At 39.2% G+C, this 14547-nt stretch carries 16 protein-coding genes; 3 read left to right on the top strand and 13 right to left on the bottom strand.

The features are described from left to right. Position 1: 1 nt before the first annotated feature. From BT797_RS18060 to BT797_RS18050, 3 genes are all read right to left on the bottom strand, one after another. The gene (locus BT797_RS18060; RefSeq protein WP_075473090.1) at positions 2-1099 is read right to left on the bottom strand and encodes a saccharopine dehydrogenase family protein; all 1098 of its coding nucleotides are present in this window, start codon (positions 1097-1099) and stop codon (positions 2-4) included. Between the two features lie 143 nt (positions 1100-1242). Then, on the bottom strand, positions 1243-2106 hold the full coding sequence (locus BT797_RS18055) for a DUF1338 domain-containing protein (RefSeq protein WP_075473089.1): 864 nt from the start codon (positions 2104-2106) through the stop codon (positions 1243-1245). A 216-nt stretch (positions 2107-2322) separates the two neighbouring features. Beyond that, on the bottom strand, positions 2323-3174 hold the full coding sequence (locus BT797_RS18050) for an RluA family pseudouridine synthase (protein WP_045110675.1): 852 nt from the start codon (positions 3172-3174) through the stop codon (positions 2323-2325). Between the two features lie 909 nt (positions 3175-4083). Between BT797_RS18050 and BT797_RS18045 the strand changes: the two genes are divergently transcribed. After that, on the top strand, positions 4084-5715 hold the full coding sequence (locus BT797_RS18045; protein ID WP_075473088.1) for a sodium:solute symporter family protein: 1632 nt from the start codon (positions 4084-4086) through the stop codon (positions 5713-5715). A gap of 19 nt (positions 5716-5734) precedes the next feature. Beyond that, entirely contained in the window at positions 5735-5854 is a 120-nt protein-coding gene (locus BT797_RS24135; RefSeq protein ID WP_244534225.1) for a putative transporter small subunit, read from the top strand. A 117-nt stretch (positions 5855-5971) separates the two neighbouring features. Here the strand turns inward: BT797_RS24135 and BT797_RS18040 are convergent, their stop codons facing one another. The 6 genes from BT797_RS18040 to BT797_RS18015 all read right to left on the bottom strand — a co-directional run bounded on the left by BT797_RS18040 (position 5972) and on the right by BT797_RS18015 (position 9700). Beyond that, entirely contained in the window at positions 5972-6841 is an 870-nt protein-coding gene (locus BT797_RS18040) for an MYG1 family protein (protein ID WP_045110678.1), read from the bottom strand. Between the two features lie 440 nt (positions 6842-7281). After that, positions 7282-7533: a DUF1330 domain-containing protein gene (locus tag BT797_RS24720; protein WP_082293733.1), complete on the bottom strand. Its 252-nt coding sequence runs from the start codon at positions 7531-7533 to the stop codon at positions 7282-7284. Between the two features lie 217 nt (positions 7534-7750). Then, positions 7751-8311 carry a peroxiredoxin gene (locus BT797_RS18030; protein ID WP_075473087.1) on the bottom strand — a complete coding sequence of 187 codons (561 nt, stop codon included), beginning with the start codon at positions 8309-8311 and terminating at the stop codon, positions 7751-7753. A 69-nt stretch (positions 8312-8380) separates the two neighbouring features. Next, a complete protein-coding gene (locus BT797_RS18025; RefSeq protein WP_075473086.1) occupies positions 8381-8830 on the bottom strand; it encodes a GNAT family N-acetyltransferase in 450 nt (149 codons plus the stop codon). Positions 8831-8836: 6 nt separating this feature from the next. Then, positions 8837-9301 (bottom strand): GNAT family N-acetyltransferase, encoded by a 465-nt coding sequence (locus tag BT797_RS18020; RefSeq protein WP_211705539.1) that lies wholly within the window; start codon positions 9299-9301, stop codon positions 8837-8839. A gap of 27 nt (positions 9302-9328) precedes the next feature. Continuing rightward, a complete protein-coding gene (locus tag BT797_RS18015) occupies positions 9329-9700 on the bottom strand; it encodes a VOC family protein (protein WP_075473084.1) in 372 nt (123 codons plus the stop codon). Positions 9701-10313: 613 nt separating this feature from the next. Between BT797_RS18015 and BT797_RS18010 the strand changes: the two genes are divergently transcribed. Further along, a complete protein-coding gene (locus tag BT797_RS18010; protein ID WP_075473083.1) occupies positions 10314-11126 on the top strand; it encodes a TauD/TfdA family dioxygenase in 813 nt (270 codons plus the stop codon). A gap of 68 nt (positions 11127-11194) precedes the next feature. Here the strand turns inward: BT797_RS18010 and BT797_RS18005 are convergent, their stop codons facing one another. The 4 genes from BT797_RS18005 to BT797_RS17995 form a co-directional block, all read right to left on the bottom strand. Continuing rightward, on the bottom strand, positions 11195-11902 hold the full coding sequence (locus BT797_RS18005) for an aspartate/glutamate racemase family protein (RefSeq protein ID WP_075473082.1): 708 nt from the start codon (positions 11900-11902) through the stop codon (positions 11195-11197). Between the two features lie 668 nt (positions 11903-12570). Further along, a complete protein-coding gene (locus BT797_RS23890; RefSeq protein ID WP_170860787.1) occupies positions 12571-12732 on the bottom strand; it encodes a hypothetical protein in 162 nt (53 codons plus the stop codon). A gap of 37 nt (positions 12733-12769) precedes the next feature. Then, the gene (locus BT797_RS18000; protein WP_075473081.1) at positions 12770-13546 is read right to left on the bottom strand and encodes a hypothetical protein; all 777 of its coding nucleotides are present in this window, start codon (positions 13544-13546) and stop codon (positions 12770-12772) included. 115 nt (positions 13547-13661) lie between these two features. Further along, positions 13662-14531 carry a TraB/GumN family protein gene (locus BT797_RS17995; protein ID WP_075473080.1) on the bottom strand — a complete coding sequence of 290 codons (870 nt, stop codon included), beginning with the start codon at positions 14529-14531 and terminating at the stop codon, positions 13662-13664. Positions 14532-14547 lie beyond the last annotated feature (16 nt).

Below are 14547 nucleotides of genomic sequence, written 5' to 3'. Positions count from 1 at the left end.
GTTAAATACTTAATTCCGCGTCTCGATAAGCTTTCGCAAACTCATTGCCCAAAAAGTCTTCAATGTCTAACGTCTCTTGTTCAACGAAACCCTGCCTTTGTTCACGACTATTTAAAATTAAATCTACCGTGGTCACTGTGGCGCTGGCTGTCGATATTTGGATCGCGCTCTGTTCAGCAGTATGTCTAAGCAGAAAAGTACGACTACACTGCCTTAATCTTTCGTCAACATAACCAGTCGCTACCACAGAGATCAACACCAGATCTTGCATAGTGGTCGCGACCGAGCTTTCAAATATCTCCATTAACATGTCTCGACGCTTACCTTCTTCCCCTAACCGTAAGTCATGAAATAAGAACTTCATCAACTTACAATGCCCTGGATAACGGATCGTTTTATAAGTCAATTCTCGCAGTTGACCATCTAAGGAATAACAAAGATTAGCCAGCCCTCCAGAGGTATTAAATGCTTCATATTCAACACCTGATATAGAAAATACTTCTCTGCCTTCTAGTGGTTCTGTTAATGTCGGTATATGATTTTTGATTGATTCACAGGGATTAGCATATTCGTTAATTAATCCTTCTGTTGACCACGTCAGGTTGTACATCATTTGATTGGATGGATATTCAGGTAAGGCTCCTACGCGTAATTTCAGACTATCTAGACGGTCAAAGCTATACCGAAAGCTGTAACCCAAAATGCCAATAAAACCCGGTGCCAAACCACATTGAGGCATGAATACCTGCCCCGGCGCTGCAGCTAATGCAATCTCTTTAATTGCTTGTGTACAACGTACATCTTCGGTTAAATCAAAATAGCTACAACCATTAGCTAAGGCAGCCTCCGCAACATAAGGGTTATCATTGAATGTTAACGCTGAGATCACCGCATCTTGCCCTGCAAGAATGTCATTATAATCGCGCATTTCAGAGGATGTTTCTGATAATAATTTAGTGGGAAATTGATGACTAAAACGAGCCACGGCATTCGGGGTGATATCCGCCCCTGTGACCTCATAATCGTCATGACTATGTAAGATTTGGGCAATTGCACCGCCAATACGTCCAAGCCCTAAAACAACAATTCGTTTTGCCATTTATAACTCCCTTTGACTGAGCTCTTATTGATAGATGAGTACAGTCTTATCCGTGTTCCATTTTTACTGATTCAACCTCGTTACGGATGAAATCACCTTTCTGATAAAGCAAGGTTACGAATAAATAAGTACGCTGTTCACGCCTAGCTTTTATCATCTGAGGTGCCACTGCTAAGTATCGATTTCATATTAGTCGATTCAAATATTTTATCTGCACTCATTGGTACAAACCCTTGGTATAATCCGCCAGTTTCTTGGTTAAAGCGCTGCGCAAATTCGTAATAACAACTGCTTATTACTTGCTCGCCCGCATCTTTGAAATCAACAGTGCAAGTATCAGCCATGGTTGATGCTTGAATTAATAAATCGGATGGCGTGCCTTTGATCACCCCACCAGCATCATTAAGTTGATAACCTTCTTGCTGTAATAACGCCACAACGTCTGACAATTCAGGGGAACTTTTTAATTGATTTACAAATAGAGTGAAATGGTTAGCACGCAACCCCCAGACAGATAACCAAGCGGCATATTCCGATTCAGCCAATAGGGTTTGGTAGTCTGCATAGCTTGGTAACGACCACAATCTGCCTGCACTTAATAATGGACTAAGCCCCCAGCTCGATTGCTCAAGTAAAGGGGACTTTAATGTCGCTTTTACCTGTTCGATAATGTCTTGAATAATGGCCTGAGAAGTGTCGGATAAAGACTGCCAGCGCAGTTCACTAATGAATATTTTGGTCGGTGACTTGTCATGAATATAACAACGCGCATCTAACTTTTTAACGTCGAACTGGTATGAGTCAAGGTGCCGATAACCAAGTGCTAATATCTCATCTTCTAATATATCTATACTGATATGCGAGTCGGCGAAGGTACGAAAAGCAACATGGTCATTCACTAACTCTTCACCGCGACTTTCAAACAGCTGATGTATCTCGACTGCTTGTGGGCTAATAACACTGTACTGCTGCCAGAGTTTGGTAACAAATGCATCTAAAACAGACATGAGTTATCTCCTTAATTGCATTACCGTTATGAGAGATTGCTAATACTAAGATAGGTGATGAAGTCAGGTTTCGCTAACAAGCAAGACGAGGTAAGTGATCTAGGAGAGGAATGAACTGATGACAGAGCTATACACCAGATTAAAACGTTGGGGAAATATCCTACGAATAAACAGTCTACAACGAAAAGTAGACTGTATTCACGATTAAGATTTTGGTTAGCGTAGCAGGTCGAGAAACTCAACTGGAGCGGGTGCTTCAAAAGTCAGTCGCTCACCCGTTTTTGGTCGAGTAATACTAAGGCTTAATGCATGTAGTCCCATACGCGGACCATCAGTGCCATAGCGAGGATCGCCAATCACCGAATGTCCTAACCAGGCCATATGGGCACGGATTTGATGTTGTCGACCTGTCTCGAGTTTAACTTCAACCAGTGTCCGTTCTTTTACAGTTCGCAGCGTTTTAAAATGCGTGACGGCATTTTTGGCTTCCGAATGTGGACCAACAATCATTTGATACTTCTCTGGGTCCATTCTCAAGGGCTGGTCAATACGTCCTTTACTTGACTTAGGGCTACCTTCAACTACGGCAAGATAGGTTTTTTCGGCCTCTGACCATCCCTCATTAACAGCTTCACGCATCTCACGAGACGTTGCAAACATCAACACACCCGATGTATCACGGTCGAGGCGATGAACAGGCCATAAAGCAACAGAATTTTTTGCATGTGAGAGTTGCTTGCGAAGAATAGCAAGCGCATGCTGTTTGTTTTCATTGGCTGCTGCCACTGACAACAAGCCTGCAGGTTTGTTAATGACAACAAGATCATTGTCCGAATACAAAATTTCAAGGCGGCGAACACCCTGTTGCGTGTTCTTTCCCGCTGCTCTAACCTCTACATTGTCGCCAACTTCAAGCTCATGGTCATGCTTCATGATCTGCTGATCGTTGACCAGTACACAGCCTGTTTTCAGGCGCTGTTTTATGTTTTTTCGACTCCAGCCTTTTAGCTGAGTATTGAGGAAAATAAGTAGACCAGAGGCCTCTTTCACTCGTAACCTATCAGACATAGTAAGTTATTCTCCAACCTGCTTTTCCAGTAATGCTTTAAACATAATAATCATCACTTAACATTTATATAGTAGACGTCTCGATTTGATAAAACGAACCGTCCTGTAAATTACTTTTTAATCTTGTCAGTTATATACCCAAGACTAATGATGAGCCTGAGTATATTGATATTAATTTTCAGTACAAGATAAACCTGACTGTTTGGCCAGAATACTCATAACACGGTATAAAACCATCCATTAAGTATTACGAATGGAACAAGCTTAAACCCTACAACAATCATTCAATTCTAAAATACCCACAAATATCAGGGGTATGAAATAAAATATTAAAATATATTTTCAGATAGCATATCCACCTACTTTAATGCGACATTTACACGAAAACATGAAATTTAATTGTGCATTTAATAACCCGCCATTACGCCATTCAAACCGTTATAATTGTCCAATTCACCCACCTAAACCTGTAGCGTATCGCCCTTAAACCTTGAAGGTTACCCACTATTTCAACTACTTCTAACCTGCTGTTTTTAATGACTATACCATTCCATTTAATCGTAATTAATGATAGGGCGTATACCTAAGAAACACGTGTATAGTCTTTGTTTGAATTTTTGTTTTAGTAAATACGATGACAACCATTACGCATCAGAAAGTGGCTTTATTCGACATTTGTTTGACGTTCCAAGTTAGCTTCATCATGGAGCATCAACCATGAATAAAGTTCGTTAGAGAGCCTATGAGGCCGCTTACAGCTTTGATTTTATATTGGGTATGATGTATAAGTAAGCCGCCGAGTCTTTGTTCATGCGAATAGCTATCGTGCAGAGTCAAGAAATAGGACATGCAATTGCTTTTATCCCGCGCATTTCAATTCTCGCCATAATTATAACCCCAAGGAGACCTATGTTAGACCCAGTGTTTTATCAATTCTCAACAAGTACGACCCTTATTCTCTTAGTTGGCTTTTACGGCCTTACCTTTCTGTTCTCAACCTTAGCTTCAAAAAAATCGAGTAGTGTCGATGGCTATATGGTCGCCAATGGCGCAGTAGGATTTGGCATAGCCGCAGCAAGTATGACGGCCACCTGGATTTGGGCAGCATCTTTTTACGGCGCAGCAAGTTCAGGCTACCAATATGGCATATCCGGTTCTTTGCACTACGGATTTTGGGGAGCCTTAATGATATTGTTTATCTATCCCTACGGACAACGCTTCCGTGAACTTGCCCCTAGAGCACGTACCTTAGCAGAAATAATGCAGGCAAGACACGGATCTTCAAGTCAGCTTATCTTAGCCGTTTCAAACTTAGTGGGTAGTGTCATCAGCCTAATGGTTAACTTCACTGCCGCGGGCGCATTGGTATCAGTACTAACACCATTATCTTTCGAAGTTGGCGTCGTAATAGCTGGTATTGGCGTTTTATCTTATACGCTATGGTCAGGTTTTCGAGCTTCGATCTTAACCGATTTCGCACAAGTTGTGGCAATGATGCTAGTGGCTATTGTGCTAATCCCTTGGATTTATTTCAACATGGGCGGTTCAGAGGCACTTTCACAAGGCTTCAATATAATCACAACTGAACAGGCCAACTTTTTCTCGACTAAAGCAATCTTAGAACAAGGCGCACCGTTCTTTGTAGCCGTTCTTGCTTACGGCATTGGTAATCAGACAATTGCCCAACGACTCTTTGCTGTACGTAAAGACCTCATTAAATCGTCATTTATTACTGCGACGCTAGGTTACGGTTCAATCGTTATCGGTTTGGGTATGCTCGGTATGATGGCACTGTTTATGGGAATGACTCCTCATGATGGAGACCTAAACAACTTGATTCCACAAGTTGCTTCAGCCTACCTACCACCTGTTGCTATAGGTATGCTATTTATCTTAGTTATTGGCTCTTTGTCATCAACAGCCGATTCAGATCTATCTGCACTTTCTGCCATTGTAATGACTGATATCTACGCTAAAAACTTAGCAAAAGGTAAAATCGACAATAAAAAGATGTTGCTACTGGGTCGTATAACTATGATTATCGCGACAGCCCTTGGCTTAATTCTCGCTAGTTTCTCATTCGACATTCTAGTCATGCTGGTATTTGTAGGTGCATTATGGGGAACACTTGTCTTCCCTGTTATCGCTAGCTGTTATTGGGACAGAGTGACTAACCGCGCTTTCTTAAGTGCTGTACTTGGTGGTTTAACTCTATTTTGCTTAGTTCGTTTTGAATGGATCGCACTAATCGGCATTTGGGCTTCTAGCCTAGAATTAATTGCTGCTGTTGGTGGAGGTACAGTAATTGGCTTAATGTTCTTTGGCTTTACAAACCGTAACGTTGCACTTATCGCTGGTTCCGTTGTAGGTGTGTTATGCGCATTCTATTTCCACGATTTCTTACGTGACTACACTGTGTTGCTTGGTTCTCTGGTTGCTTACGGTGCAAGTACCATGATTTGTACTGCTGTGAGTCTCACAAGCAATGAACGATTTGACTTTGCGCTGATCCATGAGCGCGTTCAACATTTTGATGATTAAACACTAGGAGCACAACATTATGCTATCTCTCTATATTTTAATATGGCCAGTAATTTCAGCGGCGGTGTTATTTGTCATCGTTAGCGCTTTTTTTAAAGATATGGCAGAAGCCAAACTCGAAAACCGAGATATCGTTTAAACAAAAAAATACAGAAAGACTCACACAGCTCAATGGCTAAAAAACACTGAATAGTGTGTTGCAAAACCCCATGTGAATACAGTATGCACATGGGGTTTTTATTTGGTAGCAGTTTCACTAAGCTTGAAGAGCGATGGATGCCATTTTCATTGTGCTTTCAAATGATTCTGCACCCGCAATAAATAAACCATTATGGCAAAACATAACATCATCAATACCAGTCACTTCTTTAAACGCTTTATCAGACAAACCAGCCCATGGTTTAGGCAGTGATTTTCTGTCTTCGAATGAACCGAGCTCAACAGGTACAGCTTGAATTATCCATTTGCCAGACTGAGATGGGTAAACCATAAATAAAGCTTCTGGCGCTAAATTTAGAACCGTTGTTTTCCACGGCGTATATTGCGCTAATACAATCACTCTTGGATCGTCGGCATTATCAATTGCTTTAGCAACAATATCTTTCGCATTAATGCCACCAGCCGCAGATGCAATGAATCGCGTTAAAATGCGCAACGCAAAAGCAACCGCTTCATCAAAGCATGCATCCAAGTCACTGTCTTCTTCCCAAGTAGGGTTAAACATTGAAATAGTTTGGCTAAGGCTAATACCTTGAGCAACACCTTCAACATGACCACAATCAACCGCGTCAATCGTAGACACTAAACCTGCATCCACAGCATCTGCGATTTCTTGGTTACCTTGGCATATTTCTAGGCCGTACTTCTGCCAAATTAGACCAAATGATGAATAAGGAATACCATTTTCGCGCTCACCTGCTCCACCACGTTGGTGATGGTCAAAACGCCCTGTATCTGGATCATATTCACCACCTACATCGACCACAATATCAGCTTCGCCGATTATCTCTAAATCACGTGTGCGCACTAGCTTAAAAGCAGGCAAAATGTTTTTAAGTGCAGCGATACTAAAAACATCATCTGCATGAAACTTACCATTGTGCGTTACTATCGTTTTATCATTCATTTTTTATGTCATTTTAGAAAGGGATAAGAAAATGTCGCTAGTTTAACTTTATTGTTTTGAATTTCCCAATTTTAGAAAATGTTAATCAGTAAAATTATATGGCGGATTCTATACGAAGACGGCTAACAAAAATAGCTGATTTTTCCACGGACGCCATTTTTAGCTACGTCATAAGGCGTCACTTGGAAAACAACCTATTTTATTTCTTCTATCTCTGAATTATCGGGAATAGAGCCTCTGTACTGAGCAAAAAAGTACTGCATTTCGACATTTATCCCGGATCTATTTACCTTCAGAGATATAGAACTTATGTTTACCCTTTGTTCTGACACAAAGAATCTTATTATTTTCAGCATGTAACCACGCAACACTTCTAATCGAGTCCATTTTTTCAGGCGCCTTATATGAATGAATAAATTACTTGGCTAAAATACGCTTTGTTATGACTGACTTTCGAAGTACCCTGAATTCACCAAATCATCTATTTCCGACACACCTGGAACGATTGTAGCCCAGCCTTCCGTGATACTATTTCGAAATACCGAAACTGCTTGATGTTCTTCGGAATAATACCACTCTTTGGCAGCCTCAAAACTCTTAAATTTGTAAATAACCATACCTGGTAAAGTACTACCTTCAACGGTTTTTACTGGACTACCAACAATAACTTCTGCTTCATATTTTGCATTGATAGGTTTGACTAATTAAGTCAACTCATCGATTTTAGAACGATCTAATATTTTATAGTTGAACACTACATATGCAGACATAATTGATTCCTTTCATGTTTATGGGATATAACTCCGTGCTCAGCTTGCGAAGTATTAAATAAAAGTACTCTGCCGACCACCTCGTCAATATGTTTCTGTTGATGCTCCATAGCATCATTAGGTAATGTACTTTACTTTGTTATAAAAATGAATTCGTTAAATAATCCAGCACATCATCAGCATTTCTATCCGGCGGAAATACGGGATAAAAAACTTTAACAATCACGCCATTATTTACTATAAAAGTGACCAGTTTCAACAATGACATATTCGCAACGGTTAAAATAGGTAAGCATAATGCACTTTTGAGTTTTTGGTCAGAATCACTGAGTAAGGAATATGGGAGATGTAGCCTGTTTCTTGCTTCTTTCTGATAATCACTCGACTGGACTGAAACACCATATACCGAAACATTTAACTTGCTCAGTTCCTTATAATGGTCTCTGAAAGAACAAGATTGAGGAGTACATCCTCTCGCGCCAGGAATATCTTCCCAGCCATCAGGATGAGCAATGTCTGGCCTACCTGTCATCGGATAGCAATAGAAAACAACAACGCCTTTCAAATTAGCTAATTGAACCCATTCATCTTCAGTTGAAACCAACGAAATATCAGGTAAATGCATACCTAAAAGATGATCACACAACCCATCATCAACAGGAACTGGTAAACTTGCAGGCAACTGAGTTAAATCATTCATAACGATCCTTACTATTGAGCGGAGTGAAAACAACAACTACATTGTCAGTTTTAATTTCTTGTCAGCTATTTACAACAGTTTTTCTAAAAAAACTACCGTAGTACAACCGAGTTTTTTTTGCTTAAACGGTTTGTAACCTCTATGGCTGTACATAGTCAAATTTGCGGTGCTGTTTATACCTGTAAAAAGTTCAATTCGGTTTACTTCACGAAAAGATAATTCCAATTCAGAAAGTAACGTTGAACCAATCCCCTTACCTTTAAGTTCAGGTGTTACAGCCATGCGGCCAATTTGACAGGTTGAATTAAATAATGTTGCCTGACCACTCGCGACAATTTTGCCATCGATAACAATTTTGACGATTCGCCTCTTATCAAACTCAGCCTCTAACTCTGCTAAAGTTTGTGTCAAAGGCGGAATTTCAAAGTCATCATGCAGCTGAGCCTCTGAAATGTATGCTTCTTTTTGAATTGCGAGAATTACAGGCGCATCTTCAACAGATGCTTCAAATACTTCCATGTTGATTTATATTCCTTTTGGCAGTTTGTTATTAAGTGTCAACGACAAAGATAGGAAGTTTCCATCATTTTCAACCACTTTATATCCGAGTCTTTTATAAAACTTAACAGCCTTATTATTCCGAACAAAGCTTGATAAAGTTATACTATTTCTGTGCTCATTTTGTGCAACTTTATGAACATAATTCATTATCGTCTCACCTAGCTTCTGATTTTGAAACTCAGGAAAAACAATCAGTAAGTGGACATGATAAGAATTATCGTATGGTTTGAAACACAACATTCCAACACGCGTTGATGCAGCGTAAACCCAGAAAAACCAATTGGGTTCATAATCTGCAATTAGACGATTTCGCTGATAATCATCACACCAACCAAAAACCGAATCTACATGAGAATACAGGCCTTCCTTTACCACCAAAAACAGCGACTCAAACTCACCTTCTAATATTGATTCTAACTTGATATCCATATGCCTCATAACGTTGTGCTTGCCTTGTTAAGCTTGTACATTTTGACCAAAACGCCATAGCACACCGCTTGGGTCGTAAAGTACGAAATCTAACATCCCCCATGGCTGCTCACTAATTTCAGAAAGCGTGATGCCGTATTTTACTTCGACGCCTGAACTTTTTACGGCTTTATGCCAAGAAGCAATATCCTCTACCAGTAGGTGCATAATTAAGTTTTCAGCAAATACTTTCTCGTAGAAGTCTTGAAGTAAGAAGCTACAATTCCCGTAGTTAAAATAAGCGATACCAGATGAATCAGATGCTTTTGTAAAGCCTAAATCTAAATAGAACTGCTTTGATATTCCGAAATCCTTTGCTGAAACAAACGCTTTAAGTTCAATGGTATTTAGATTACCCATTTGATTATTTCCTTTTTTAACAATACCTTACCAATTTAATGCAATAAGGTAAACGGCCAGTGAACATTGATGGTTATTCTCGTGCAGTTCAATATATTCCAGCTTCGTTTTAGCATTGAATTTAGTCACAACATTATTGCAAATAATGACGTGCTAAATATAGATATGTGAGCAGAGAGTTACTAAGGATAAGTTTTTAGTCTTGTAGGCCTATTCATTGTAAATTCTTAATCCGTTTGTTTATAGCGTTTTATCTCTGACGTGAGAGTTCGCTCGTATATAAGACTGAATTTTACTCTTTGTATTGAGTAATAAATTAACTTAGTTTAATGTTATATGCTTATAAATTAGTTCCTTAGGGTTGTTTTGTGAAGTAAATCAAATTAACCCCATGACTTAATACTTTTGGTTACTCTGTTTTAAATGCTAAACCATTTATCGGATATTTTTATAGAAAATGGGAAGCGACTTTCTTATGCTTCTTGTTCACAAATATATGTTGGTAGACTATTGGGATATTGAGTCTGTGAATCTGGCTACGGTACTTCGCTCACCTTTTCCTTGTTAATTTTTCACTTTCAGCATTCGTTGATTAATAAGGATAAAATATAGGATGATAAGTTTCAAAAAGGCCGTCACCGACTCTGTAAGCGCTAACAATGTTACCCTTTTATCTGAACTTTTTTACCGTCAGGGTTTTGTCGTTGTGGATGGCAACACCCTGGAGAAACAAGATAAGTTAGTTGAATTAGCCAGAATCTTACAATTGGATGAGCCGTACGTATCTAATTATAATAAAAAATACTTCCCGAATAAAACGACAGAAAAAAATGTTGCTGCAATAGGTTATAACCTAGATAGAAAGGATGATTATAGTCATCCTGTTTTCGAAGAGTCTAAATCGCTTGGTCAGCATGTTGATGGTACTTTTTCGCCACTCGGTGAAGTTAAAACGACATTATTATTATGTTTACGTAAAGCAAATCAAGGTGGCGAAACAACTTTGTTTAACGGCTTCGGCGCTATTAAATATATAGAAAGTAAAGATCCAACCTTATCTAATAGTTTGAAGGACAAAAATGCATTAAGACGGCGCTCAGCATTTGATGGTATTGATGAGGAATGTGTGGACTGTGTTTTTGGCTACGATCCAGTTTATGAACGCGAAATTATTCGGTTAGCTTTTGATGCAAGTGCAGATTGGGAATTCGGCTTTGAAAGAGTTGTTAATTTGCAACAAGCCGTAACACAATTAAAATCCTTATATGATGCGGAAGGTGAATATTATCTTTGTTTTCCTCTGGGAGAGGGAGATATTATAGTAATGGATAACACACGAATTACGCATGGTAGAACCTCATTCACGTGTGATGTCCAAAACCCGCGACTAATGATACGAAGTATACATAAAAGACTTCCTGCATAATAACTTACATAATAGATTATTAGCACCATTTATAGCTACATCGTCTATATACGACACCGCACACTCCATTAAGCACAAATATGGTCACTTAAAGCGAGCTGTACCGCTTGCGCCGCGTGGATTTCGGTTGTGTCATACAAAGGCACATGCGTATCGACTTGTTGGACCAGCAATGCGCTCTCTGTACAACCAAGAATGACAGCTTCAGCACCCTGCTCATACAAGCTATTTATGATATTAATGTAATGAACTTTAGACTCTTGGCGAATAATACCTCGACATAGCTCATCATATATAACGTCGTGAATAATCGTTTGTTCGTCGGTATTTGGCACAACAACGTCAATTCCAAAATTGTCCACTAAACGGCTTTTATAAAAGTCCTGTTCCATCGTAAAGCGAGTACCCAGTAGACCGACTTTCGTAATACCATCGGCAACTAATTTACTCGCAGTCGCATCTGCAATATGTAAAATAGGAATTGCTATTTCACGTTCAATGTCGGGAACAACTTTGTGCATGGTATTGGTACAAATAATAATAAAGTCTGCGCCACCAGCCTCGACAGATTTAGCCGCTTGCGTTAGTATCTGCGCAGTTTTGTCCCAATCACCTTGATGTTGTAACTTCTCAATTTCATCAAAGTTGACGCTATATAAACAGATTTTTGCTGAATTAAGGCCACCAAGTTCTGATTTAACCCCTTCGTTAATGGCTTTGTAATAACTGGCTGTAGATTCCCAGCTCATTCCACCTAACATCCCAATTGTTTTCATTTTGACAGTCCTATTCATTCATGTTTAAAGAGACAAAATCACATAGTATTGCGATTACAATAAGTCGCTTTTCAAACTCAGCAATATTCATGGTTATGTGTGAAAAACTAGGGAGTAATTAATCACAAAATGCGACATTACGAATCCCTTAAATAATAAACAAGTCCTACCCTAACCTAATTAATAATTATAACCAATAAGTTATAAATAAATTAAATAGGTTAAGTAGATTAAAAATGTATGGTTCAACTAGCGATTTATTCGCCTAAATGACTTTTGTCAATTACTTGAGAAAAACACTTGGTTATAGTGACTAGGTAATTTTACTTAACACTAAGTTAATCGACTAAAGAGGATATTATTATGAGTTGTTGTGGTGGCTGCGGCGGACAAGATTTAGAAGAAACGAAGAAAGTTGAAGAAACAGAACAAGATTCAGAATAGTCAGTAATACTGACTCGTTCAATAGAAGGCCTTACTTAACATCATTAGTAGGGTCTTTTGCTATAAGGGATCGCTAAGAAAAAGTGACGTGTAGAAATTTATTATGCCATACCGCAAGTATAACCGTCGTTACGACCAACGTTAGCGGCTAGCATCTTACGTTTAAACTGGGGGGTTGGCTCTGGAGCAAGCCTTCTATTAGGTTTTGAGCCAAGCGGTATAATTTACTCGACCGCTTTATCCGGTAATGCAATTTCACTGTCGTTGCTGTCATATTGACCATCGCTTACACACGCGATTAGCAGCACCGCAATGACACAAGTCATGCTCCATTTCGACATAGACTTCACTTGCGTTCGATATTTAACTTGCCCAAGTTTGATCATTCGCCCCCTCGTTTATATAACTTATAATGTAGTGATATTACTTTAATGCCAATAACTGTTGCAAACGCGCAGGTTCTCGATCAATTTGTTTTAACGCTTGCTTGAAATTTCGTTTTAAATAACCTTTCAAATTACGTGTCGCGTCCCCTGTTGGAATACCTTTTAATCGACAAAACAGCGCCAAAGCAAAGATGACATTGTCTTCTGATAGGGTGGCCTGTCGATTTGCTTGTGCGTTATAGCAACTGCCACATCCACCTCTAAAAGTATAAGCTGAATTAGCCATCATCACGCCAAACCCCATGAAAATAGCAACAATTTCGGTACTCGCATTAAAATACTCAGCCCCACCAGAAGGAAGTTGTTGTGATTGTGCCACTACATGCTGGGCTAAATGATGCGCATAACTCGAAGCTAGATCGCCCGGTTTAGCAGCTTGCTGTGGGTTATAAGTCATTGCTAAAGGCTGAGCTGCAACTAACACAGGTAAGGTATTCGCAGCTGAAGAATCTCGTTGTACTGCGGATAAATCAAGTAATGCAGGAGGTTGGCCATTAAAAAACTGGGGCGCTTGTAACTGTAGTGGCCAATGACTCAATCCGGCATATTTAACCACATGATTAAAGATAGTTTCAGCCATACCGTGGCGACTATCAATATTACCGGGAAAAAAATCATTCGTTGGTTGGATTAACCGAGTACGTAGAAAAAACTCTTGATGATCAAAATGTGTTAACGCCCACGAAAATGTGTCAAATATCCACTCACAACTGGCATCATCAATTAGCGGTTTAGAACGAAAAAAATTCAGCATAGGTTCATTTCAAAATATAGATTCAGATAGCAATATCATATCCTAACTCTCAATACCCATCTATACCCAACTACTTCAAAATGATACCAATGCCACTATTTTATCTATCTACGCCCTAAAGTTGCGTTACTTTGTATCCAGCTGCTTCTAATCGTTGTAATAATCCATCCTTTCCGACTAAATGCAATGCGCCCACAAGTACGAACTCCGTATCTTTACTGTCAAACATTGCTTCGATTTGTGGTAACCAATTATTATTACGATCCACGATTAACGACTGATAAATATCAGGAAAGTCTTTAAGTAAAGGGGTAATTCCAAGATTCATAAGTGCTTGACGATTACCATGACGCCAAGCTGCTTTAATCTCATGCATAAAAGTTGGTAATGTTTTTATATCTTCTAAACTATAACGAATTAGTTCATCTTCCTTGCCTTTACCAATACCTGCAATAAACGATAACTGTTGTTCTACTGTTTCTAGTTTACCGAGTTTTTTAGCATTTATAACCGCTTTATTGCTGTAATATTGATCAACACCAAGACCTGTCAGATTAAGGCGTTCTAACTCTGCCATGGTTAATATTACCGAAACCATACCCGGTTTAAACGCATTAATAATATGCATATCAATACCACGTGATTCACAGTATGTGGCTAAAAATTTATACGTCTCAGGCGTTAAGTCTTCCGTTAAATCCTGCCCTTCTGGATATCTAAGCTGAGTTAGCATGACTTGCTGAAATTCAGGGCTTTCTAATTTAGTCATATCCGTTTCTAATATCAAGATATCAGCTAACGCATACGCACGATCAAACTCTGCTGGTAACGGATAATCATCAAGCGTTAAAACATGCACTGTTCCACCTAAATATAAACTGTTTTCTCCATTACTCACTTTCCATACCGACGATGTAGCATGTGCCATATTAACGACACTCAGGAGCAGTATAGAAAATACATAACAAATTTTAACCATTTTCATTGAAACCTCTGTTTTA

Source organism: Moritella viscosa, from assembly GCF_900120065.1.
In the GTDB taxonomy this organism is placed as follows: domain Bacteria; phylum Pseudomonadota; class Gammaproteobacteria; order Enterobacterales; family Moritellaceae; genus Moritella; species Moritella viscosa.
The sequence above is the reverse complement of the archived record's forward strand: the minus strand, read 5'-3'. Positions and strand labels throughout refer to the sequence as shown.